Below are 22142 nucleotides of genomic sequence, written 5' to 3'. Positions count from 1 at the left end.
CATCGCCCACCTGAAGACCTGGCGCGTCCTCCACACCGACTACCGGAGACCACCCAACACGTTCCCGGCCACCATCACGGCAGTCATCGGACTCTACTTCTACGCACGCTCTGAATAACCCTCTGTGGACAACCCGACGGCCTGTGCACAACCCCACGTCCAACCTCAACCAATCGAGGCCCGCCGCGCACTTGACGGAAACGCCGCCGTGGTCCAGACAGGAGCCCGCCCACCCGGGGCACCGGGGCCCATTCCTGAGAATAGCGCGAAACGCGGCTTGTCAAGAGGGGACCAAGTTGGGGTGTGGACAGCTACGGCATTGTGGATAACCGCTGTCCACCGGGACGCACCCAGGCCGCCCGCGGTGGCGGCCTGGGACCGCGACTACTCGGGCAGGACGGCCGCGTCGACCGGGCGGGTTTTGGTGGCCGTCCAGGTGGGGATCACCGTGGCGGCCATGGCGAGGACGGCCATCACGCCGATGATGGACAGGTAGATCCAGAGGGGTCCGTGTGGCATCAGGCTGCTGTCGGCGATCAGGGTGTACGGGGCGAGGGTGAGCACGGCGATCAGGGTGCCCAGGACCAGGCCGATGATCGACACCACCGTTCCCTCCATGGCCATCATGCGCAGGACCTGCCCCCGGCTGGACCCGGTGAGGCGTTGCAGGCCGAACTCGCGGCGGCGGTTGGCGGTGGCCATGACCAGGGTGTTGACCACCGAGATCACCGTGTACGCCATGATCAGGCCGACCAGCAGGTAGTTGACCCATTCGCCCACGTCCTGGCCCTTGTCGAAGGCGGCGGTCAGGTCGCTGCGAGTGCCGACCATGGCGCCGGGAACCGTGGCCACAGCAGCGGCGACAGCGGCGGGGTCGCCCCGGGTCAGGATTTGGTGCGGCAGCCCAAGAGTCGTGTGCGGAATCACCAGAGACGCGGGCAGCAGAACAGTTTCGAACCCCTGCACGCCGGTAAAGGTCGCGACCACTCGAATGGTGACAGGAGTCCCGTCGCCCAGGCGGATGCCGAGTTGGTCGCCGACGTGGTAGCCGAGTGATTCCGGGACGGCGGCGGTGGTTCCGGAAAGCGAATCCAGCGAGCCGCTGGTCATTCGCACCGCGGTGGTTTCGGCGATGTCGCCGGACACTCCCTGGACGGGGATTCCGTTGTCGTCCTGGCCGGACAAATACGGCGAGACGATGAACATGTGCGTGCTGACGAGCGAGGACGCGGCGCTCACGCCGGGGGTGGCGCGCAGGCGGTCGGCCAGGTCGACCGGCAGTCCGACCGGTGAGGTCACGATCGCGTCCGCGCGGAGGGTACTGGCGTAGGCCTCGCTGTTGAGGGCGCTCATGGTCGTGTTCAGGTAGATGTTCGAGGTGGCGATGCCGGTCGCCAGCATGATCGGGACGACGGCGGAGGCCAGCCGAACGGTGCGGGCACGCGCGTTGAGCAGGCCCAGTTCCCCCGGGACCCCGCTGACCAACCGCAGCGGCAGGCGGATGGCGCCGAGGACGAATCGGGTGACGCCGGGGGCGATCAACGCCAGGGCGAGGGCCCACAACATCACCGACGGACCCGCGGTGGCCGCGGCGGCGGGCCCTTCCATCACGGTGATGGTCACGATGACCAGCGCGATTCCGCCGCCCAGGGCGAGGAAGGCGAGAATGGCGCGCGGAAGGGTCAACCACCGCTTTTGCAAAGACGACTCGGCCAGCGCCTCGGTCGGGCGGGTTCGGGCCGCGTGGCGGGCGGCGATGAGCGCGGCGCCCAGGGCGGTCAGCAATCCGGCGCCAATGGCGACGATCATCGGAATCCACCCGGAGTGGAACACGACCCCGGAGTCGACAACCCCCTTTTCCTGCAGCCGGTCGAACAGGAATCCACCGACCCACTGGCCCGGGACGCAGCCGAGCACCGTGGCGACCAGGGCGACCAGCATCGACTCGGCGAGCACCATTCGGCGCAACTGGCCCGGTGTCGTGCCGATGGCGCGCATCAGGGCGAGTTCGCGGGCGCGTTGCCGCACCGACAGGCCCAGGGTCGAGGCGACGACGAAGATCGCGACGGTGATCGCGAAGCCGCCGATCACGCCGGACATCGCGATCAGCCCCTCCCCCTTGGCCTCGGCCGCCGGGTGTTCGACGAGACCGCGCTCGTCGCCGCTGAGGACCTGGCCCAGCGGGGCGAGGCGATCGGCGAGCGCGGTCAGGTCGGTACCGGGTTCGGCCACCACCGCCACGCTGTCCACTTGGGACCGTCCGGCCAGCTCGGCGACGTCGGCGTCGGCGAACACCGGCTCCGGCGCGGACCCGACCACGGAGAACTCGTGGGACTTCCCCCGGTAGACGACCGTGACCTGCCCGCTTCCCCCACCTGGCACCAAAATCTGCCCCGCCGCCACCGTCGACCCGGACGACGAAGACCCGTGCGCCGACGCGGGCACCCCGTTGACGATCACCGGGAACGAGTAGTCCGGCGCCGCCGAGCGCACGCCGGGAACGGCCCGCACCTTGTCCACAATGGATGCTTCGAGCCGGACCTGCTCGGGCAGCAACGCGGATTCGGTCTTCGGGTGTTCCTCGTCCGGCGCGTTGTGCGCCAGCTCGAAGGTGTGCGGGGCGACGACCTGGAGGTCCGCGCCCGCCATCCGCTGCGGCGGGACGGCGGTGCGGATGCCGGTCTCCATCAGGCCCGCGCAGGCCAGGATGAGCGTGGCACCGAACAGCACGGCGATGAAGGTGCCGAGGAAGCCGCCCTTGCGGAAGCGCAGGGTGCGCAGCGCGATGCCCAACATCAGACGACCGCCCAGGCGCCGAGGTGGGTCATCCGCTCGGCGACCGCGTCCGGGGTCGGCTGGTACAGCTCGCCGACCAGGGCGCCGTCGGCGAGGAAGACGACGCGGTCGGCGAACGAGGCGGCGACCGGGTCGTGCGTGACCATGACGATGGTCTGGCCGCCCGCGGTGACGGAGTCCCGCAGCAGGCCGAGCACCTCGCGGGCGGTGCGGGTGTCCAGCGCGCCGGTCGGCTCGTCGGCGAAGATCACCGCGGGGCGGGTGACCAGCGCCCGCGCGATCGCGACCCGCTGCTGCTGCCCGCCGGACAACTGCGCCGGGCGGTGGCCGAGCCGGTCGTGCAGGCCGACCCGCCGCACCACCTCGGCCATCGCGGCACGGTCGGGCTTGCGGCCCGCGAGCTTGAGCGGCAGCGCGATGTTCTGCGCCACGGTCAGCGCGGGCAGCAGGTTGAACGCCTGGAAGACGAAGCCGATCTTCTCGCGGCGCAGCCGGGTGAGCTGCTTCTCGCCGAGCCCGGTCAGCTCCACCCCGGCCAGCTCGACCGAGCCCGTGGTGGGCCGGTCCAGCCCGGCGGCGCAGTGCAGGAAGGTGCTCTTGCCGGAGCCGGACGGGCCCATCACCGCGGTGAAGGTCCCGCGCGGGAATCCGATGCTCACGCCGTCGAGCGCGGTGACGGCGCCGCCGCCCTTGCCGTAGGTCTTGCGCACCTGGGTCAGGCGCACCGCGTCAGTCACGTCGATCTCCCCGGGTCAAGTGTGGACTCGGGAATGACGTTATGGCGCGGTGCCGCCGCGACCCATGGCGCTGGCAGGCGGGTCCCGGGTGGGGCTGCCCCTACCCCTCGGCGCGCGCGACGACGTAGGTCATCGGCAGGTCGAGCCGGTCGCCGTTGGGCAGGAAGTCGGTGCCCTCCAGGGTGACCGCGCCGCTGTCCAGGATGACCAGCCCGGCGCCGGTGAGCACCTGCCGCAGCTTGCCGTCGACCCAGGCGGCCGGGGTGAGGTTGTGCTTGAACACCTGGCGCATCTTCGGCACCGAGTCGGGGCCCTGGTCGATCGCGTCCTTGATCGTCTCGCCCGCGGCGGGGGCGAGCTCGACGGCGAACAGGTGGCCGCTCGCCCCGAGCAGTGTCCGCAGGGACAGGGCCGCGTCCGCCCTGCGCTCGTCCGGCATCTGGTGCAGCACGCCGCGCATGTAGACGTTGGTGTCGCCGAGCTCGGTGTGCAGCCGCTCGGCGGCCGCGGTGTCGGCGAGGTCGAAGGTGCGGAACTCGACGCCGGACCCGGCCTGGATGCTGGTCGCGTGCTCGATGGCGGCGGGCGCGAAGTCGAGGCCGATGACCCGCGCGTAGTGCCCGCGCAGCGCGGCCGACTGGGTGCCGTTGCCGCAGCCGACGTCCAGCACCGGCAGGTCGACGGCGAAGTGCTGCTCGAACAGCGGGAGCTGCGCGGTCGCGGTCACCGCGGGTGAGCTGTCCCACACCGCGAGGCCCTGCTCGTGCGGCAGGTCCGTCCAGAAACCCTGCCAGTTCGCGTTGACCGGCTCACCCATCATGCCTCCACCCACTTATCCCACTGATGGATGATGGTTTACGTCGCAATCGCTACTCGCACAAGACGTTGATCCACAATTTGGGCTGAACAGGTGAAATTGGGTAACGAAATAACCCCACCATCGCGTGACTTGTCTTACATGATGTGACGGTCGGCCACGAAGTGTCGCAGCTCGACCTCCACTGTGGACGGCCGATGTGTGGCGAGTGGCCGGTCGCCACCCCGGTCGACCTGCGAATATCTTTCACACGACCCGGGGGCGAATGCCTGGCGCGACTGGGCCATAATTGGTGGTTTCCGCATTGGCGGCACCCAATTCCGGCTATTCACCCGCGCGCAACGCATTCGTCGGACTTGTCAGGCAAGTACTCACTTGCCTATCGTGGCCGGGTGGCGGACGAGCTGTTCAGGGCACTGGCCGACCCGACCCGCAGGCGCATCCTGGACGAGCTGGCGGAGCGGGACGGCCAGACCCTGTTCGAGATCTGCGCCCGGCTGGTCGGCAGGCACGGCCTCGGCCTGACCCGCCAGGCCGTCAGCCAGCACCTGGCCGTGCTGGAGGCCGCCGACCTGGTCCGCACCCGGCGGCAGGGCCGCTACAAGTTCCACGACCTCAACACCGACCCGCTTGAGCAGATCGCCACCCGCTGGCTCAGGCCCCACCCCCCGGAGCACCCCCCATGCGAATCCACCTGACCAGCGTCTTCGTCGACGACCAGGCGCGCGCCGAGCGGTTCTACACCGAGGTCCTCGGCTTCCGGACCAAGACCGACATCCCGCTCGGCGAGCACCGCTGGCTCACCGTCGTCTCCCCCGAGGCCCCGGACGGCACGCAACTGCTGCTGGAGCCGTCCGAACACCCCGCGGTGCGGCCGTACAAGGAAGCCCTGGTGGCCGACGGCATCCCGGCGGCGTCGTTCGCGGTGGACGACGTGCGGGCCGAGTTCGCCCGGCTGCGCGACCTGGGGGTCGTGTTCACCCAGGAGCCGCTGGAGATGGGCCCGGTGACCACGGCCGTGCTGGACGACACGTGCGGCAACCTGCTCCAGATCGCCCAGTACACCACGGCCTGAGACAGGCGAAAGCCCGCCGGTCGTGGTGACCGGCGGGCTTTCGACTACCAGCGCTTACTCGTTCCCGCGGCGCTTGCGGCGGGTCACGAACACGGTGACGCAGCCGACGAGCAGGAGGATGAGGCCGCCGAAGAACGGCCACTTCACGTCGGCGCCCGTGTTGACCAGCGTCGTGCCGGACGTGTCCGATGTGGTCGGGACGGTGACGGCGACCTGGGCGACGGCGTTGTCGTTGGCCGAGTTGTCGTCAGGGCTGCCGTCGGCGAGGGCGACCGCGGCGGTGGCCGTGGTGTCCGTGACCGTCGTGAGGGCCGTCGTGTTCACCGTGACCGCGCCGAGTTCCTGACCGGGGACGATGGTGGCGTCCGTCGTGCAGGTGGCCGTCTGCCCGGAGATCGTGCAGGTCCACGGTGTCGCGGCCGCCGCGGCGGCGTCACCCTCGACGGCGAAGTCGCTCTGACTGGCCGCGGCGACGGCGGTGCCGCCCGCCGAGGTGATCTTCAGTCCGTTCGGGACGGTGATCGTCGTCTTGGCGCCGACGACCGGCACGGTACCGACGTTCTTGACCGTGGCGGTGAAGATGACCGTGTTGCCCACGTTCGCGCTCGGCGTGGGGGTGACCACGCCGACCGAGAGGTCGGTGAGCTTGTTGACCAGACCCGCGTCGACGTTGGTCAGTTGCGGGATCTTCCCGTCGATCCCCGGCACGATGGCCAGCGCGGCGGTCTTGCCGGTGACCCAGTTGATGTCGGAGTTCTTGTCGTCACCGGTCACGTACGGCTTGGTGAACACCTTGCCGGTGGGCAGGGTCACGCCGACGGAGTACGTCCCGGACATCAGGTTCAGGAAGTGGTAGTTGCCGTCGCCGTTGGTCGTGGTGGTGGTGACCACCCCGCCGGACTCGTTGTAGAGGGTGACGGTCAGGCCGGAGACGCCGGGTTCGCCGGAGTCCTGGACGCCGTTGCCGTTGGTGTCGCTCCACACGAAGTCACCGATCTGGCCGAGCTGCTCGCCGAAGTTGACCACCTTGCCGGAGATCGTCGTCGGGTTGAGCTGCACCAGCGTGATCGGCACCGAGTTCGGCGTCGACGAGCCGTACCCGTCGGGCTGGTGCTCGACCACGATGTAGCTGCCCAGCGGCAGGTCCTCGAACGCGTAGTGACCGCTGTTGTCGGTCGTGGTCGTGGTGATCACGGTCCCGCCGCTGTTCTCCAGGTCGACGGTCACGTTCGGCAGGAAGGTGGTCTCGGTCTGGCCGATCAGCCCGTCGCCGTCCACGTCGAGCCACACGGTGCCGCTGACCCGATCCGGCAGTTCGGCGAAGGTGTAGCCGGTGGCCGGTTCACCCGTCGGCAGCACGATGCCGATGATCGTGTCGTCGCCGCTGGTCGTACCGCCCGCGGTACCCGGGGTGTCGATGCCGTCGTTGTACGTGTCCGGCTGGTCCTCGTCGAGCACGTAGTTGCCCGCGACCAGGTCGGGGAACAGGTAGGTGCCGTTCGCCTTGGTGGTCGCCGTGACGTTGACGGTGTTGCTGTTGACGTCGGTACCGGTCAGGTGCAGCACCACGTCCGGGATGCCCGGCTCGCCGACCTGCTTGATCCCGTCCTTGCTGTTGTCCTGGAAGACGACACCGGACAGCGAGTTCAGGTTGTCGGTGAAGTCGTAGCCCACGGACGTCTTGTTCGGGTCGAGGCCGATCCCGGTGATGACGTTGGGTGTGACGGGGGTGCCGCCCTCGTCACCCGGTGTCGCGGACCCGTCGGCGTACCCGGTCGGCTGCGTCTCGACGAGCGAGTACTCGCCCGGACGCAGGTTGGTGAACGAGTAGGTGCCGTCGTTGGCGGTGGTCGTGGTCAGGTTGACCGGGTTGGTCAGGTCGTCGGTGCCGGTCAGCGTGATGGTGATGTTCTTCAGCGGACCCGGCGTGACGGAGTTGTTGGTCACCGTGCCCGCCAGTGACGACGGGACGAGTTCGCCGAACGTGTAACCGGTCGCGGCGAAACCACCGGCCAGGACGATGCCGGAGATCGTGTCCGTCGATGAGTGCGTACCGCTGGAGTTGCCGACCGTGTCCTTGCCGTCCAACCGCGTTACCGGCGTGGTCTCGACGATCTGGTAGGTACCGCCGAGCAGGTTCGTGAAGCTGTACGCGCCGGTGCTGGCGTTGGAGGTGACGTTCTGGGTGACCGCACCACCGCCGGTGGCCGTACCGGTCAACGCCAGCGCGGCCGCGATACCGGGCTCACCGGCGTCCTTGATGCCGTTGTTGTTGTAGTCGTCGAACACGAAGCCGGAGACGGAACCCCGCGTCTCCGCGAACTTGTAGCCGGTACCGGGTACGCCGGACAGCAGGTTGATCCCGCTGATGACGTCGTTGACGGAGATGTTGCCCGCGGGACTGCCGGAGGACTCGGGTCCGTCGCCGTAAGCGGGCGGTTGGGTCTCGGTCAGCGTGTACGTGCCCGGCGCAAGGTTCGGGAACGAGAACACACCGGAGGCGTTCGTTGTCGTCGTGCCGCTCGACTGACCCGACAGTGCGATCGAGACACCTTGGATCGGGTTGTTGCCGTCGTCGACCACGGTGCCGGAAATCCCGGTCGCCAGGTAGTTGCCGAACAGGTAGCCGCTACCGGTCGTCCGCGCGGCGAGGGTGATGGTCGAGATCGCGTAGGGCGGCGACAAGGTGCCGGTGGCGTTGCCGACCGTCTCCTTGCCGTCGAGGTAGCCCGACGGCTGCGTCTTGGTCAGCGTGTAGGTACCCGGTCGCAGCGCCGGGACGGTGAACTTGCCGGACCCGTCCGTGTAAGCCGCGACGTTGTAGGTGTGGCTGTCGGAGTCGGTGCCGGTCAGCGTCACCTGCTCCTCGACCAGGCCGTTCTCGCCGATGTCCTTGACGCCGTTGTTGTTGGTGTCGACGTAGATGTAGCCGACCAGCGACGACGTGGCCCGCTCGGCGAAGTTGTTGCCCGTGCTGCTCTGGCCTGCCGTGAGCGTGACGTTGATGATGTCGTCCGGGCCGTTGGTGGCGTTGACGCCCGCTGTGTCGATGCCGTCGTCGTAGGCGGACGGGGTGGTCTCCGTCACCTGGTAGGTGCCCGCCTCGACCGCCGTGAAGGAGTACGTGCCGTCCGAGGCCGTGGTGGTCGGGATGTTGACCGTGGCGCCGCCGTTGGTCTTCGTACCGGTCAGGACAACGGACACGCCGCTGATACCGGTGTCGTTGGTGCCAACGTCGAAGTTGCCGTTGTTGTTGCGGTCGGAGAACACGCGACCGGAGATGGTGCCCACGGTCGGCGCGGACGTGGTGACGGACTTGGTCACCGTCGCGTTGGTCTGGTCGGTACCGGTAACGGTCGCGGTGTTGCTGTCGCCCACGATCGGCGCGGTGGCCGTGCACGTGTAGTTGTTCGACCCGCCGGTGCCGAGCGCGCCGATGTTCTTGTTGCAGGCGGGCAGGCTCGGGTCGGACACCGAGACGGCGGTCAGCGGGCTGTCACCGTCGTTGTGGACGGTGATGGTGAAGGTGATGGTCTCGCCGGTCGCGTAGTTCGCCTTGTCCGGCGTCTTGGTGATCGCGAGCGACGGGTGGATGACCGTCACGTCCACCGAACCGTCCGAGGAGATCTCATCGCTGTACGCGCTCAGCCCTGATGCCGTTGCTGTGTTGGTGAAGCTGTTGGCTTGGGCTGTGCCGGTACACGTGTATGTGTTCGGGTTACCGCTCAGCAGCGAACCGATCGTCTTACTGCAGTTGGTCGCGTTCGGGTCGGAGACCGAAACGGCGGTGGCATCGCCGCCGGTAGCCGTAACAGAGATGCTGTACCCGACGGTGTCACCGGACTTGAAGGGGCCCGCGGAGGTCAGCGTCTTGCTGATGTAGAGGTCCGGTACCGGGATCGACACGACGATGTTCTGTGCCAGGTAGGTGTCGCTCGTTGTGGCGAACGAGAGACTTGCCGTGGTCGTGCCCGCCGGGATAAGAGTCGTGGTGAACGTTTTGGCGTCCACGCTCATGTTGTTGGCTACGGACGGGCTCACGGCGCTGTCGGCGTTGGACACGAAGAAGTTCGAGGTCGTGCCGCCGCTGTACGGCTCTGTCACCGCTGTGGAGTTCACCGAGAAGGTGTCACCGGTGAGGTTGAAGTCGCCCTCGTAGGTCGTGACGCCGACGCGCGCGGAGCTGCTGGCCGCGCGGAACCCGGAGAGGTTGACGGTGGTGGCGGAGTCCGAGGAGGACTGCCGGACGTGGCCGTCGTAGATGGACACCTGGTGCGCGGTGGTCGCGCTCGGATTCGGGCCGTCGAAGTACCACACGACCACCAGCGACCAGCCGGAGAAGCAGCCGAAGCCCTCCGGGGTCCACACGTTGCCGATGCTGATCGTGTTCGACCCGCCGCTCAGGTTGCCCTGCATGAACGAGGTGACGTCGGCGTAGGCGGTGTAGTACTGGGCCTGCGCGTCACCCACGTTCGCCAGCGCGTCGCGGCTGATGGTCTGCGGGGGGACGGTGATCGAGCTGCTGCCCGCGGTCACCCACACCTGGGTGGACTCGGGGGTGCCGGAGGGGGTGTTCGCGTTGCCCGCGTCGGCCAGGTACTGCCGGGTGCTGCACCCCGGGTCCTCGTTGATGGTGCCGTCGGTGCCGCGCACGGTGCCGGTGTTGCCCGCCCAGTTCAACCGGGCGAAGTCGATCTTGGCGCCCACCGGGATGGAGACGCTGCCGGAGCTGGAGTTCCAGGTCGGGATGAGGCTGTCGGTGTCAGCCCAGCGCATGTAGTAGTCGTCGTTGATGCCGGTCGCGGCGGTGTAGGTACGGGCCTGCGCGCCCGCGCAGTTGCTCCGGGCCTCGCCGAACGGGTCGACCGGGTCGGTCGGGTCGGGGCAGCGCATGGAGCCGTTGCCCGTCTGCACGAAGTCGCCGTACACCTTCTCGTCGTAGTTCTTGGTGAACGGGCGCACCACGGTGGCGTCCACCGGCGCGGCCGCGACCACGACTACCCCGGCCGCGGCTGTCACCGTCGCCAGTGCCGCGGCCACGAGACGGCGAACACCTCTCGTTGTGGACATCCTCGACTCCCATGCAGGCAGACAGTTTCCGACGAATCGGAATCTGCCGTGCGTGTTCGCCGGGCGCGAGCCGGTGGTCACATGTTCACCGGGATGGGTAGATGTCGGTAACGATGCAGGTCAGGACTGTTTGAAGTGGACCTTCGACCACCGGGCCTACCGCGTCTCGGCGAGCTCCGCGGGCAGCGCCTTGGGGTCGGCCGGGTTCTTGGGCTGCTCGCGCACCAGGATGCCCTGCAGGATCATCCGCTGCCGGTTGGAGAACTTCGGGTGGCAGGTGGTCAACGTGATCATCTTCTGCCGCTGGTCGACCGGGACGGTGGCAGCCGGGTTACCCGGAACGGGTGCCACGACCTCCCCCTGGTTCGGGGTGACGATCTGGCGGCCGACCGCCCGGGAGTAGGCACCGGTCTGCGGCGCGACCCCCTTGCACGCCGGGTCGGCGGCCTTCGCGCCCCAGTTCTTCGCGTCGTCCGTGGTCGGCAACAACCGGTACACGAACCACGACGCCTGGGTCTCCACGACGATCGCGTCACACGACTGGATGAGATCCAGGTCGTTGAACGGCGCCCCCTTGCCGACCCGGTGCCCCGCGACGGCGAAGTTGCCGGGCTGACCGGGAAGGGCGGACTTGACGTAGTGCCCCGGCCCGATCGCCAAGTCGTCCTCAGTGGTGCCTTCGACGATGGTGAAGTGGTAGTCCTCGCCGAGCGCGGGCACGTACAGCTTCGCGACCCCCTGCCCATCGGCGAACTGGAACTGCGTCTGCCGCCGCGGGTCGACCGGCTGGTTCCACTGGTCGTCCATCGCAGTGGTGGCCTCAGCCTGCTTCTCCGCCGACATGATGTCGGTGACCCACACCTCGTAGACCACGAACAGCAGGACCACCAGACCGAGGGTCACCATCACCTCCCCGATCGAGCGAACGGCGACATAGCCCGCGCCCAACTTCTTCCGGGCGGGCTTGGCCTCAGCAGGTTCGGGGTCGGTTTCCGGGTCGATGCGGACAGTCTCGGGGTCCTGGTAGCCGGCCGCGAGACTGCCGCGATGAGCCCGGATGAACTCGGTCGGCTCGTCATCGGGGCGGATGGCGGGGATGAACTCGGTCCGCGCCTCAGCCGGGTGCGGCCGGCGCACCGGACGGCCGTTCACCGGTCGCCTGCCGTTGACGGGGGCCTGACCGTTGCTTCGGGGCCTGCCGTTCACCGGCGGGTGGGTGTTGGCGGGGACGGGTGGGTCGGTGAGGCTGCCGGACATCGGGGTGTCGTAGTCGGGCGGGCGGACCCGCCGCCGGTCGTCCTGCACTTGACTCACCCCCTGCTCCACTCGGCCCTACCAAGGTACGGCACGGGAGCGTGGGTGGACTGTGAATCGGACACCCGGCGGCGGGCGCTGGGTCACACCGCGGCGGATTTGAGCAGGTCGCGGCCGCGGGTGGCCGCGGCGATGAGCTGGTCGAGGCCCGCGGGGCTGAACAGCATCTCGAAGTTGTCGAGCTGGCCGCGGAACTGGACGGACAGGTCACCGCCCTCCACGGCCACCGAGATGTCGCAGGTGTCGCTGACCTTCGCCCAGGTGTTGATCTCCAGATCGGACCGCATGAGTAGCACCTTCCCTTGGTTGATTGATGTTCCGCCAAGCTAGTGTCGAGCAACTTGCTCCCACAACGCCCCAATCGAGTACACGTGCCTCACTCGGACAGTCGCTACGCTCCGTCCATGGCGGCAACACCGACCCGACGCAAGAAGCGACTAGGCCGATACCTGCGCGACCTCCGCGAAGCAGCAGGCCTGCGCGCGGCCGACGCCGCGAACGAGCTCAAGACCGAAGAGAGCACCATCAGCCGGTACGAGAACGGCATCTACAAACCCGGCTGGCCCGCCGTGAAACTCCTCCTCGGCTACTACGGCGCCGACCCCACCGCCTACACCCACGCCAGCACCCTCTACGACGCCGCGTCCGTCACCATGCCCAAAATCCGCCTCCCCGCCGACTCCCCCAAAGCCTTCCGCGAACTCGTCAACACCGAACGCGAGGCCGAGCAGTTGTTCATCCTTGAGACCTCACTGGTCCCTGGGCTGCTCCAGACGGCGGAGTACGCCATGGCTGTCTTCGACTCCGCCAAGCGCACTCGCGATGTCTCGTCCGATGTGGATGAACTGGTCAACATCCGGATGGAACGCCAGCGATACCTCGAAGACCCCGATGCCATGCAGGTATGCATCTGCCTCGACACGGCCGTGCTCTACCGCGAAGTCGGTGGGCGCAAGGTGCTTCACGACCAGTTGAAGCATCTACTCGACCTCATCGAGCAACCAAACGTGACCGTGCATGTCATCCCGTTCGAGACGGGTGCCTACGGCAACATGTCCGGCGGTTGCTGGATCATGACCTTCGGCGACGAAGGTGACTCGGATGTGGTGTATCTGGAGCACCCCGCAGGTGGCGTGTGGGTGGAGAATGAACACGACGTCCGGCATTTCCAAGCCATGTTCGATGACGTTCGGGCCCAGGCCCTGAACCCCGAGGAGAGCGCGGAGGTGATCCGCGCCAGAGTGAGGAGTTTGAGCAAGTGAACGACCTTCAGTGGCGCCGCAGCAGCCGCAGCGGAGCCGGCGGCGGCAACAACGCCTGCGTCGAGGTGGCCCGCCCCACCACCGAGTCCACTGTGCACCTGCGCGACAGCAAGCACACCACCCCCACGCTCCACTTCACGCAGGAGAACTTCACAACATTCCTCACCGGGATCACCCGATGACCTGGCACCGCAGCACCTTCTCCGGCGCCGCAGGCGGCAACAACAACTGCGTCGAGATCGCCCGCCCCACCCCCACCGCCGTCCACCTGCGGGACAGCAAACACACCACCGCCACCCTCCGCTTCCCCACCCCCTCCTTCACCACATTCCTCACCACGGTCCGCTGACCCACCGGTGGCCCCCGACCAACTTCGGGGGCCACCACACCCAGGCCCCCCGCTGTCACGAATCCGTCATGTGACGTCGCCAAGACACGCTCCGCGCACAATCCAGCGGTCTTAGCGCCGGTTCCCGCACGTGCCCCGGGACACCACTCCTGATCCGGGGCGTCCGGTCGTCATATCGCGATCTCCAGCCCGCCGCTCGACAATTCGACACCACTGCGCGCCCGGCGCCCGCCAGGGTGATTGAGTCCACCTCACCCCGGCGATACCGTGTACGGGACTTCGTCATCGGCCTGAGGGAACATCATGAACCGAATCGGGGAAGCGGACCCGTCGGCCGGCTTCGCTTGTCGTCTTGGCAAACCAGCGGCCTTGTTGGACGAACCCAGGAGTGGCGTACGCGACGGTTGTCCGGAGATCTGGGCGATGGACAACGGTGATGTCGCGGTCATCGGACGCGATCTGACCGATGCCGATGCTTGACCTCGATCGGGCTGCCCTCACCTTGACACCGGGGACGGGCGAGCGGCTGGCTTTGGCGCAGTACAGAGCGGATTTCGCGGAACGGCAGCGCGCGATCCGAGGCAGGGACTCGTGGAAGTTCGAGCGGAGCCAGTATTTCGAGGAACACCACCTCGGCAGCGACGAGTTCCACCGGGGCGATCGGAGCGCGGCCCGGCGAGCCATCGATGAAGGCCGGGCCGAGTTCGCGAACTGGGTCGCTCAAGACAACGCGAACGGCACAACCTTCTACCGGGTTCGCATAGTGGAGGAGCCACTGACACCCTATCTCCACTGGGAGATGCTACTGCTGCGAGCGCAGGCCGAATGCGGGAACAAGATTCGCGTCGTCCACGCCGAGGCGATCAGGCACCTGGAGGTCGATGGCGTTCTTCCTGAAGTCGTCACCCTCGGCGGCCAGACTCTCTACGAAGTCATCTACACCGCATCGGGCGCCCTGGACGGTGGGGTGCGCCATGTCGACCAGCACAAGATCGAGCACTGGCAGACCTTCACCGCACGGCTGTACGAATCCGGTGAAGACGTCGTCGACTACACAACTCGAACGCTGAAGGATGTGTAGAAAACAGGGTGGGTGGACGTGAGGACGGACTTCCGGAAACCCAGTCGGAGATCACTGGGGATTCACGGGACGTGGTACAAGCCGGGGCGGTGAGCGGTGGGATCCACCTCCATCACACCACGGAGAAGGTCGAGCGCCCTGTCGCGCGGCGCCCGCGGCAACTGCCCGCGGACATCCCGACGTTCATCAACCGCACGAAGGAGATGCGGTTGATGGACAAGCTGGCTGCCGAACAGGTGGGCCGCCCGAACGCGGGCGCCGTGCACATCATCACCGGGATGGCGGGCGTGGGCAAAACCGCGCTCGCCATTCGGCAGGCCCACAGGTTGGCGCCCCGGTTCCCGGATGGGCAGTTGTACATCAACCTGCGTGGCTACGACCCTGGCGCGCCGATCAACGCCCTGATGGCGCTGAGCAGGTTCCTGGTCGAACTGGGTGTTCCCGCCGCAGCGGTGCCCGGGGACACCGACACCGCGGCGGCGACCTACCGATCACTGGTCGCGGACCGGGCAATTCTCATTGTCCTCGACAACGCCGCGTCGGCAGGCCAAGTGCGTCCTCTGATACCGGGTGGCGCGAACTGCGTCACGCTGATCACCAGCCGCAACCAACTGTCCAGCCTCACCATTCACGAAGGCGCCCGACGTGTCACCATCGGAACGCTGACCGAGCGGGACAGCGTCACGCTGCTGCGCAAGACCATCGCCGGTTACCGCACCGAGGACGCGCCGCACAAGGTGGCCGAGCTCGCCCGGCTCTGCGCCCGACTCCCGCTCGCCCTCCGCATCGCCGCGGAACGGGCGGTGAGCCACCCGCACACCTCCATCGACGAACTCATCGAGGGACTGCGCGGCGAGTCGTCGCTGTGGGACATGCTCAGCGTCGGTGGCGAAGGTGAGGAGGAATCGGTCCAACCGGTGTTCTCCTGGTCCTACCGCGCGCTCTCGCCCGATTCCGCCCGGCTGTTCCGGCTGCTCGGTCTGCACCCCGGATACGACTTCGGAATCAACTCGATAGCCGCGTTGTCGGCGACCCCGGTCCGCCGCACCAGACAACTGCTGGACAGCCTGGTCGCCGCGCACATGATCGAACAAATCGTCCCGGGCCGCTACGAGTTCCACGACCTCCTCCGCGCATACGCCCTCGACAAGGCCAACATCGACGAGACGCCGGAAAGCCGCGAAAAGGCGCTGGTGCGCGTCCTCGACTGGTACCTGCACACAGCAGGCGCGGCCCGTGAACGCCTCACGCCCGCGTATGGGCACGTACCATTGAAGGATCACGACAGCGAGGTCACCCCGCAACCGTTCGCCGACTACGACAGCGCCGCCGACTGGGCCGAATCGGAAGACACCAACTTTCCGGCGCTGGTGGCCGCGGCCGTCAAGGCCGGACTGGACAGCCACGCCTGGCGCCTCGCGTTGTTGGCCGCGAACGCGCGAGCACCGTCGGCGCCCGCCACGACTTGGCCCGCCGTCGGTCTCGCGGGAGTGGGGGCAGCGCACCGGACCGGCGACCGAACGGGCGAAGCCGACCTGCGCCGAGCCCTCGGGTACGCCCACGTCGAGCTCAACCAATTGCGCGAGAGCCTGGCCAATCACGCGCAATCAGTGGAGCTGTACCGGACGTTGAACGATTCGGCGGGCCTGGCCGAGTCCCTGAACGCGCTGGGCGTCGCGAACATGCGATGGCGTCGACTGGTCGCCGCAGAAGCGTGCTTTCGGGAAGCGAAGGAAATCTTCGATCGCGGCGAATCACTCGACTGGCAAAACCTGCTCGTCGTGAACATCGCGAGCGTGCACCTCGAAGCAGGCAGGCTCGACGAGGCCCGCACGGGCATGGAGCAGTCGCTGCGCTTCAACCAGGAGGTCGGCAACAAACGGGACGTCGGTCACGCACTGCGGCAACTCAGCGCCATCCGCCTCGACCAAGGCGACGCCACCACCGCGTTGCGCCTGGCGAAGACAGCCGTCGACCTGGCCCTCGACCTGCGCAACCACCTGGTCGAGGGCTATTGGCTGCTGGCTGTCGCCGACGCGCACACCGCCCTCGGGCAATTCAACGAAGCGCTCACCGCCTACCAGCGTTCGGCTGCCCTGCACCGCCGCATCGGCGACCGCGAACGTGAAGCACTCGCCTGGCACGGCACCGGTGTCGTCTACCAGCGCCTGGGCCGCGCCGACGAGGCTGCCGACTTCCACCGCGCCGCAGCCAAGACCCAGCACGAACTCGGTCACACCTGGCACGAGGCCATCGCCCGCGACGGACTCGCCGCCGCTCTCACTGATCTTCCCCAACAGCTAAACCAGTGGCGGTTGGCGCACGAACTTCTTGCGCCGTTTGACGATCCTCGCGCGGTGGCGCTCCGTGGGGAGATCGAGGCGAAGCTCAAGTAGTGCTCACGTCAGGAAGCCGCGTAGCAGGGCGGCTGTGCCTGCGAGGTGTTCGGACATGGCGGAGCGGGCGGTGGGGGCGTCGCCGTCGAGGATGGCGTCGATGATGGTTTTGTGTTGGTCGTCTGAGTGGTCGATGTTGGTGGGGATGATGGGGATGGCGGCGAGGAGGGCGTTGAGGCGGGTGCGGGCGTCGGCGACGGTGGCGGTGAGGGAGGGGGCGGCGGTGGCTTCGGCGATGGCCAGGTGCAGGCGGGAGTCGGTGCGGCGGTAGTCGGCGGTGGGGGCGTTGGCGCAGTCGGCGAGGCAGGTGCGCAGGTGGCGGCGGACCTGGGGGGTCAGCGACCGCGACGCGGCGACTTCGGCGGCGCCGGTTTCCAGGGTGTAGCGGAGGGTGAGGATGTCCTCGACGTCACCCGGTGGGGGCATGGGGAGCGGGTCCGACGCGGGGAGGCGGACGAAGGTGCCGCCATAGCGGCCGCGGCGGGACTCGACGTGGCCGGACTCCTGCAGCGCCCGCAGCGCTTCACGCAGCGTCACCCGGCTGACCCCCAGGCGGGCGGACAACTCCCGTTCGGGGGGTAGTCGGCCGCCGGGGGGTACGACGCCGAGGCGGATGGCCTGCAGCATCCGCTCCATGGTTTCCTCGAAGGCGTTGCCCGCGCGTACCGGCCGGAACAGGGCGTCGGCGAGCACGGGGTCCATCGGCTCAGAGGGGAGTGACATAGGCCCCGGAGATCCCGCCGTCCACCAGGAACTGGGACGCGGTGATGAACGACGAGTCGTCACTGGCGAGGAAGGCGACCGCGCCCGCGATCTCCTCGGGTTCGGCGAACCGGCCGAGCGGGATGTGCACGAGTCGACGGGCGGCGCGCTCCGGGTCCTTGGCGAACAACTCGCGCAGTAGCGGGGTGTTCACCGGACCGGGGCACAGCGCGTTCACCCGGATTCCCTCGCGGGCGAACTGGACGCCCAGTTCCCGGCTCATCGCCAGCACGCCGCCCTTGGACGCGGTGTACGAGATCTGCGAGGTGGCCGCGCCCATCACCGCCACGAACGAGGCCGTGTTGATCACCGAGCCCTTGCCCGCGCGGCGCATGTGCTCGATGGCGTACTTGGAGCACAGGTAGACCGAGGTCAGGTTGACCTCCTGCACGCGGCGCCAGGCGTCCAGGCCGGTGGTGAGGATCGAGTCGTCGTCGGGCGGGGAGATGCCCGCGTTGTTGAACGCGATGTCGACCGAGCCGTAGGTGTCCTGGGCGGCCTGGAACAGCGCCTGGACCTCGGCCTCGCTGGTGACGTCGACCTTGACGAACAGGCCGCCCACCTCATCGGCCGCTTTCTGCCCGTTCTCGGGGTCGATGTCGGCCACGACCAGCTTCGCGCCCTCGGCCGCCAGCCGTCGCACGGACGCCAGGCCGATCCCGCTGGCGCCGCCGGTGACCACCGCTACCCGGCCCTCAAGCCGCATGCCTCACTCCTGGGTGTCGATGAAGACGTTCTTGACCTCGGTGAACGCGGCGAGCGCGTCCGGCCCCAACTCGCGGCCGAGCCCGGACTGCTTGAACCCGCCGAACGGCGTCCAGTACCGCACCGACGAGTGCGAGTTGACCGAGAGGTTCCCGGCGTCGACGGCGCGCGCGACCCGCAGCGCCCGACCGACGTCGCGGGTCCAGATCGAGCCGGACAGGCCGTAGTCGGAGTCGTTGGCGATCTTGACCGCGTCGGCCTCGTCGTCGAACGGCTGGACGGAGACGACCGGGCCGAAGACCTCCTCGGTGAGCGCGCGGTAGTCGCCCGGTCCGAGCACCGTTGGCGGGAACCAGAAGCCGGGACCGTCCGGTGCCTGGCCCCGGAAGGCAACCGGCGCATCGTCCACATAGGACTGGACGCGCTCCCGGTGCGCCTGGGAGACCAGCGGACCCATCTCGGTGGACTCGTCCGCCGGTGCGCCGACCCTGACCTTCTTGACTGCCTGCTCGAACTCGGCCATGAACTCGTCGTAGACCGAGCGCTGGACCAAGATCCGCGAGCGCGCGCAGCAGTCCTGACCCGCGTTGTCGAACACCGCGGACGGTGCCGTGGCGGCGGCTTTGGCCAGGTCGGCGTCGGCGAAGATGATGTTGGCGGACTTGCCGCCGAGTTCGAGGGTCACCCGTTTCACCTGCTCGGCGCAGCCCGCCATGATCTGCTTGCCGACCCTGGTGGACCCGGTGAACACGACCTTGCGCACGCTCGGGTGGGTCACGAACCGCTGCCCGACGACGTCGCCGCGCCCCGGTACGACCTGGAAGACACCCTCGGGAATCCCCGCCTCCAGCGCCAGTTCGGCCAACCTGAGCGCGGTCAACGGCGTCCACTCGGCGGGCTTGAGCACCACCGTGTTCCCCGCCGCCAGCGCGGGCGCGAACCCCCACCCCGCGATGGGCATCGGGAAGTTCCACGGCACGATCACCCCGACCACACCCAGCGGCTCGGCGAACGTCACGTTCACCCCACCGGGCACCGGAATCTGCCGCCCGAACAACCGCTCCGGCGCCGCCGAGTAGTAGTGCAGCACGTCACGGACGTTGCCGGCCTCCCAACGGGCGTTCCCGATCGTGTGACCGGCGTTGGTGACCTCCAACCGCGCCAGGTTCTCCAGATCCGCGTCCACCCGCTCCGCGAACCGCCGCAACACCCGCGCCCGATCCCCCGGCGAGACCGCTTTCCACCCCGGCAACGCCCCCACCGCCCGCTGAATCGCCGCGTCGGCCTGCTCCAGACCCGCCAACTCGACCGAGGCGACAACCTCCTCGGTCGCCGGGTTGATCACGTCGAACGCGGTCACCGCGCACCCCTCTCCACAACCCGGACCGCCGGACCACCGCGCGCCACCCAGCCGACATCCGAGGACCGACAGGCGGATCGCGACGTCACCGCCACAACCCAACCCAACCCACCACGCGCCGACCAATCACCACTCGCGCCGGGCCACCCGTTCACCGACCGCGCGACCGCCGAGTACCGCCAAGCCGCCAGGCCGTTCACCCGCCCGTTGGCCGGCCTGGATCGCCCGCCACCGGCACCGGACCAGCCAAAACCACGTCGCCCACTCACCGGCCACCGATCGGAGCGCCCCGTCACCGGTCACCTCTCCGCTCGGCCGCCGCCCGGACCAGGGCGGCGAACAGCCGCACGTCGTCGGCGTTCTGTTCGGGGTGGGACTGCATCGCCACGAAGAAGCGGCGGGACGGCAACTCCAGTGCCTCGACCGTGCCGTCCTGGGCGTGTGCGACAACCTGCAACCCGTCAGCCAACCGGTCTACCGATTGGTGGTGGTGGCACAGCGCGGACACCGACTCGCCCAAGATCCCGCCCAGCAGGGAACTCGGCGAGACCGACAGCTCCGTCTTGCCGAACGAGGCCACGTGCGGGAGGTGGTCGTTGGTACCCACGACCTCCGGTGTGTGCTGGTGCAGGGTGCCGCCGAGGGCCACGTTCATCACGTGCAACCCGCGACACACCGCCAACAGGGGAAGGTCCATCTCGTAGGCGGCGGCGAACAGGGCGAACTCGGCGGCGTCGCGCAGGGGCTGCGGGGTGCCCGTCGTCGGGTGCGGGGGTTGGCCGTAGCGGCACGGGTCGACGTCGGCGCCGCCCGCGAGGACCAAGCCGTCGAGCCAGTCCAGGGTCGCCACCCGCCAGTCGCCGACCGGGGACAGCAGCACCGGGTTGCCGCCCGCCGCCCGAACCGAGTCCAGGTAGTCGCGGTGCAGCACCGCCGCCTCGGTCTCCCAGATGCCGAAGGTGGCCTGCTCCAGGTACGTCGTGATCCCGATGACCGGTGGTCGGTCAGAGCCGTTCGAAGCCACGCACCCGCTCCCAGTCGGTGACGGCCGCGTCGAAGGCCCGCAGCTCGACCTCGGCCGCGTTGCGGTAGTGGTCGACCACGTCGGCGCCGAACTCGACCACCGCGACCTCGCTGGTGGCCAGCAGCTCCGCCGCCGCGCGCAACGTGCCCGGGACGCGGGGCCGCGCCAGGGTGTAGGCGTTGCCGGTGACAGCGTCCTCCAGCGGCAGCTCCTCGTCCACTCCGCGCAGACCGGCGACCAGCATCGCGGACACCGCCAGGTACGGGTTGACATCGCCGCCCGGGATCCGGTTCTCCACCCGCAGCGACGCGCCGTGCCCGACGACCCGCAGCGCGCACGTCCGGTTGTCCACACCCCACGCCAGCACGGTCGGCGCGAACGAGCCGTCCGCGAAACGCTTGTAGGAGTTGACGTTCGGCGCGCAGAGGCAGGTCAGCTCCCGCAGGTACGCGAGCTGGCCGGCGATGAAGTGCCGCATCAGCGGGGAGAAGCCGTGCTCGCCGTCGCCAGCCATCACCGGGGTGCCGTCGGCGTCGCGCAGGCTCAGGTGGATGTGGCAGGAGTTGCCCTCGCGCTGGTCGTACTTGGCCATGAAGGTCAGGCTGTGCCCGTGCGCGGCCGCGATCTCCTTGGCGCCGGTCTTGTAGACGCTGTGGTTGTCGCAGGTCGCGAGCGCCTCGTCGTAGCGGAAGGCGATCTCGTGCTGACCGGGGTTGCACTCGCCCTTGGCCGACTCGACGTACATCCCGGCGCCGTCCATGCCGAGCCGGATGGCGCGCAGCACCGGCTCGACCCGGCCGGTACCGAGCAGCGAATAGTCCACATTGTACTGGTTGGCCGGGGTCAGCCCGCGGTAGCCCGCGCGCCACGCCTGCTCGTAGGTGTCCTCGAACAGCAGGAATTCCAGCTCGGTGCCGACGTACGCGGTCAGGCCGCGCTCGGCGAGCCGGTCGAGTTGGCGGCGCAGGACCTGGCGCGGCGAGACGGTGACCGGTTCACCGGTGGTCGACTCGACGTCGGCGAGGACCAACGCGGTGCCCTCGTACCACGGGAGCAGCCGCAGCGTGCGCAGGTCCGGGCGCAGCACGATGTCGCCGTAGCCGCGTTCCCAGGAGGAATTCCGGTACCCGGCAACGGTGTTCATCTCCACGTCGACGGCGAGCAGGTAGTCGCACGCCTCGGTGGCGTGGTCGACGACCTCGTCCAGGAAGAACCGGGCGGTGACGCGCTTGCCCTGCAGCCTGCCCTGCATGTCGACCATGGCGACCAGGACGGTGTCCACCCGACCCGCCTCGACCAGCTCACGCAGCCGCGCGAGCGGCAGGGCGGTGTCGCGCACGCGACCTCCTGAAAAGGATCAGACGTGGACCATTGGCGCCGTGTCCACAGCATGC

18 protein-coding genes are annotated in these 22142 nt (G+C 68.5%); 7 read left to right on the top strand and 11 right to left on the bottom strand.

What is annotated here, in order from left to right; translation table 11 throughout:
- Positions 1 to 384: 384 nt before the first annotated feature.
- The 3 genes from H504_RS0119825 to H504_RS0119815 form a co-directional block, all read right to left on the bottom strand.
- Entirely contained in the window at positions 385 to 2796 is a 2412-nt protein-coding gene (locus H504_RS0119825) for an FtsX-like permease family protein (RefSeq protein ID WP_026424190.1), read from the bottom strand.
- Entirely contained in the window at positions 2796 to 3539 is a 744-nt protein-coding gene (locus H504_RS0119820) for an ABC transporter ATP-binding protein (protein WP_026424189.1), read from the bottom strand. Before H504_RS0119820 ends, H504_RS0119825 begins: the two co-directional genes overlap by 1 nt.
- 94 nt (positions 3540 to 3633) lie before the next feature.
- Positions 3634 to 4350: a class I SAM-dependent methyltransferase gene (locus H504_RS0119815; RefSeq protein ID WP_026424188.1), complete on the bottom strand. Its 717-nt coding sequence runs from the start codon at positions 4348 to 4350 to the stop codon at positions 3634 to 3636.
- A 392-nt stretch (positions 4351 to 4742) separates the two neighbouring features.
- On the opposite strand from H504_RS0119815, the gene H504_RS43230 reads away from it, so the two are divergent.
- Positions 4743 to 5048: an ArsR/SmtB family transcription factor gene (locus H504_RS43230; RefSeq protein ID WP_026424187.1), complete on the top strand. Its 306-nt coding sequence runs from the start codon at positions 4743 to 4745 to the stop codon at positions 5046 to 5048.
- On the top strand, positions 5033 to 5425 hold the full coding sequence (locus H504_RS0119805; RefSeq protein WP_026424186.1) for a VOC family protein: 393 nt from the start codon (positions 5033 to 5035) through the stop codon (positions 5423 to 5425). Before H504_RS43230 ends, H504_RS0119805 begins: the two co-directional genes overlap by 16 nt.
- A gap of 54 nt (positions 5426 to 5479) precedes the next feature.
- On the opposite strand, the gene H504_RS0119800 is transcribed toward H504_RS0119805, so the two are convergent.
- From H504_RS0119800 to H504_RS0119790, 3 genes are all read right to left on the bottom strand, one after another.
- On the bottom strand, positions 5480 to 10465 hold the full coding sequence (locus tag H504_RS0119800; RefSeq protein WP_026424185.1) for an SdrD B-like domain-containing protein: 4986 nt from the start codon (positions 10463 to 10465) through the stop codon (positions 5480 to 5482).
- A gap of 186 nt (positions 10466 to 10651) precedes the next feature.
- A complete protein-coding gene (locus tag H504_RS0119795; RefSeq protein WP_245614372.1) occupies positions 10652 to 11809 on the bottom strand; it encodes a class E sortase in 1158 nt (385 codons plus the stop codon).
- An 83-nt stretch (positions 11810 to 11892) separates the two neighbouring features.
- A complete protein-coding gene (locus tag H504_RS0119790; RefSeq protein ID WP_026424183.1) occupies positions 11893 to 12096 on the bottom strand; it encodes a hypothetical protein in 204 nt (67 codons plus the stop codon).
- Between the two features lie 117 nt (positions 12097 to 12213).
- On the opposite strand from H504_RS0119790, the gene H504_RS0119785 reads away from it, so the two are divergent.
- The 5 genes from H504_RS0119785 to H504_RS0119765 all read left to right on the top strand — a co-directional run bounded on the left by H504_RS0119785 (position 12214) and on the right by H504_RS0119765 (position 16897).
- A complete protein-coding gene (locus tag H504_RS0119785) occupies positions 12214 to 13071 on the top strand; it encodes a helix-turn-helix domain-containing protein (protein WP_026424182.1) in 858 nt (285 codons plus the stop codon).
- A complete protein-coding gene (locus tag H504_RS0119780) occupies positions 13068 to 13253 on the top strand; it encodes a DUF397 domain-containing protein (RefSeq protein WP_026424181.1) in 186 nt (61 codons plus the stop codon). Before H504_RS0119785 ends, H504_RS0119780 begins: the two co-directional genes overlap by 4 nt.
- A complete protein-coding gene (locus H504_RS40290) occupies positions 13250 to 13420 on the top strand; it encodes a DUF397 domain-containing protein (protein WP_084467902.1) in 171 nt (56 codons plus the stop codon). The genes H504_RS0119780 and H504_RS40290 overlap by 4 nt, the downstream gene beginning before the upstream one ends.
- Before the next feature lie 466 nt (positions 13421 to 13886).
- Positions 13887 to 14501: a DUF6879 family protein gene (locus H504_RS0119770; protein ID WP_051386050.1), complete on the top strand. Its 615-nt coding sequence runs from the start codon at positions 13887 to 13889 to the stop codon at positions 14499 to 14501.
- A gap of 89 nt (positions 14502 to 14590) precedes the next feature.
- Positions 14591 to 16897, top strand: coding sequence for an ATP-binding protein (locus H504_RS0119765; protein ID WP_211239362.1), 2307 nt, complete (start codon positions 14591 to 14593; stop codon positions 16895 to 16897).
- A gap of 3 nt (positions 16898 to 16900) precedes the next feature.
- On the opposite strand, the gene H504_RS0119760 is transcribed toward H504_RS0119765, so the two are convergent.
- The 5 genes from H504_RS0119760 to H504_RS0119735 form a co-directional block, all read right to left on the bottom strand.
- Positions 16901 to 17599, bottom strand: a complete 699-nt coding sequence (locus H504_RS0119760) for a FadR/GntR family transcriptional regulator (protein ID WP_026424178.1) — start codon at positions 17597 to 17599, stop codon at positions 16901 to 16903.
- 4 nt (positions 17600 to 17603) lie between these two features.
- Positions 17604 to 18365, bottom strand: a complete 762-nt coding sequence (locus tag H504_RS0119755) for a 3-oxoacyl-ACP reductase (protein ID WP_026424177.1) — start codon at positions 18363 to 18365, stop codon at positions 17604 to 17606.
- A 3-nt stretch (positions 18366 to 18368) separates the two neighbouring features.
- Entirely contained in the window at positions 18369 to 19724 is a 1356-nt protein-coding gene (locus tag H504_RS0119750) for an aldehyde dehydrogenase family protein (protein ID WP_026424176.1), read from the bottom strand.
- A 292-nt stretch (positions 19725 to 20016) separates the two neighbouring features.
- The gene (locus tag H504_RS0119740) at positions 20017 to 20748 is read right to left on the bottom strand and encodes a gamma-glutamyl-gamma-aminobutyrate hydrolase family protein (protein WP_026424175.1); all 732 of its coding nucleotides are present in this window, start codon (positions 20746 to 20748) and stop codon (positions 20017 to 20019) included.
- The gene (locus H504_RS0119735; protein WP_026424174.1) at positions 20729 to 22087 is read right to left on the bottom strand and encodes a glutamine synthetase family protein; all 1359 of its coding nucleotides are present in this window, start codon (positions 22085 to 22087) and stop codon (positions 20729 to 20731) included. The genes H504_RS0119740 and H504_RS0119735 overlap by 20 nt, the downstream gene beginning before the upstream one ends.
- Positions 22088 to 22142 lie beyond the last annotated feature (55 nt).

It is taken from the genome of Actinokineospora inagensis DSM 44258, assembly GCF_000482865.1.
Lineage (GTDB): Bacteria > Actinomycetota > Actinomycetes > Mycobacteriales > Pseudonocardiaceae > Actinokineospora > Actinokineospora inagensis.
The sequence above is the reverse complement of the archived record's forward strand: the minus strand, read 5'-3'. Positions and strand labels throughout refer to the sequence as shown.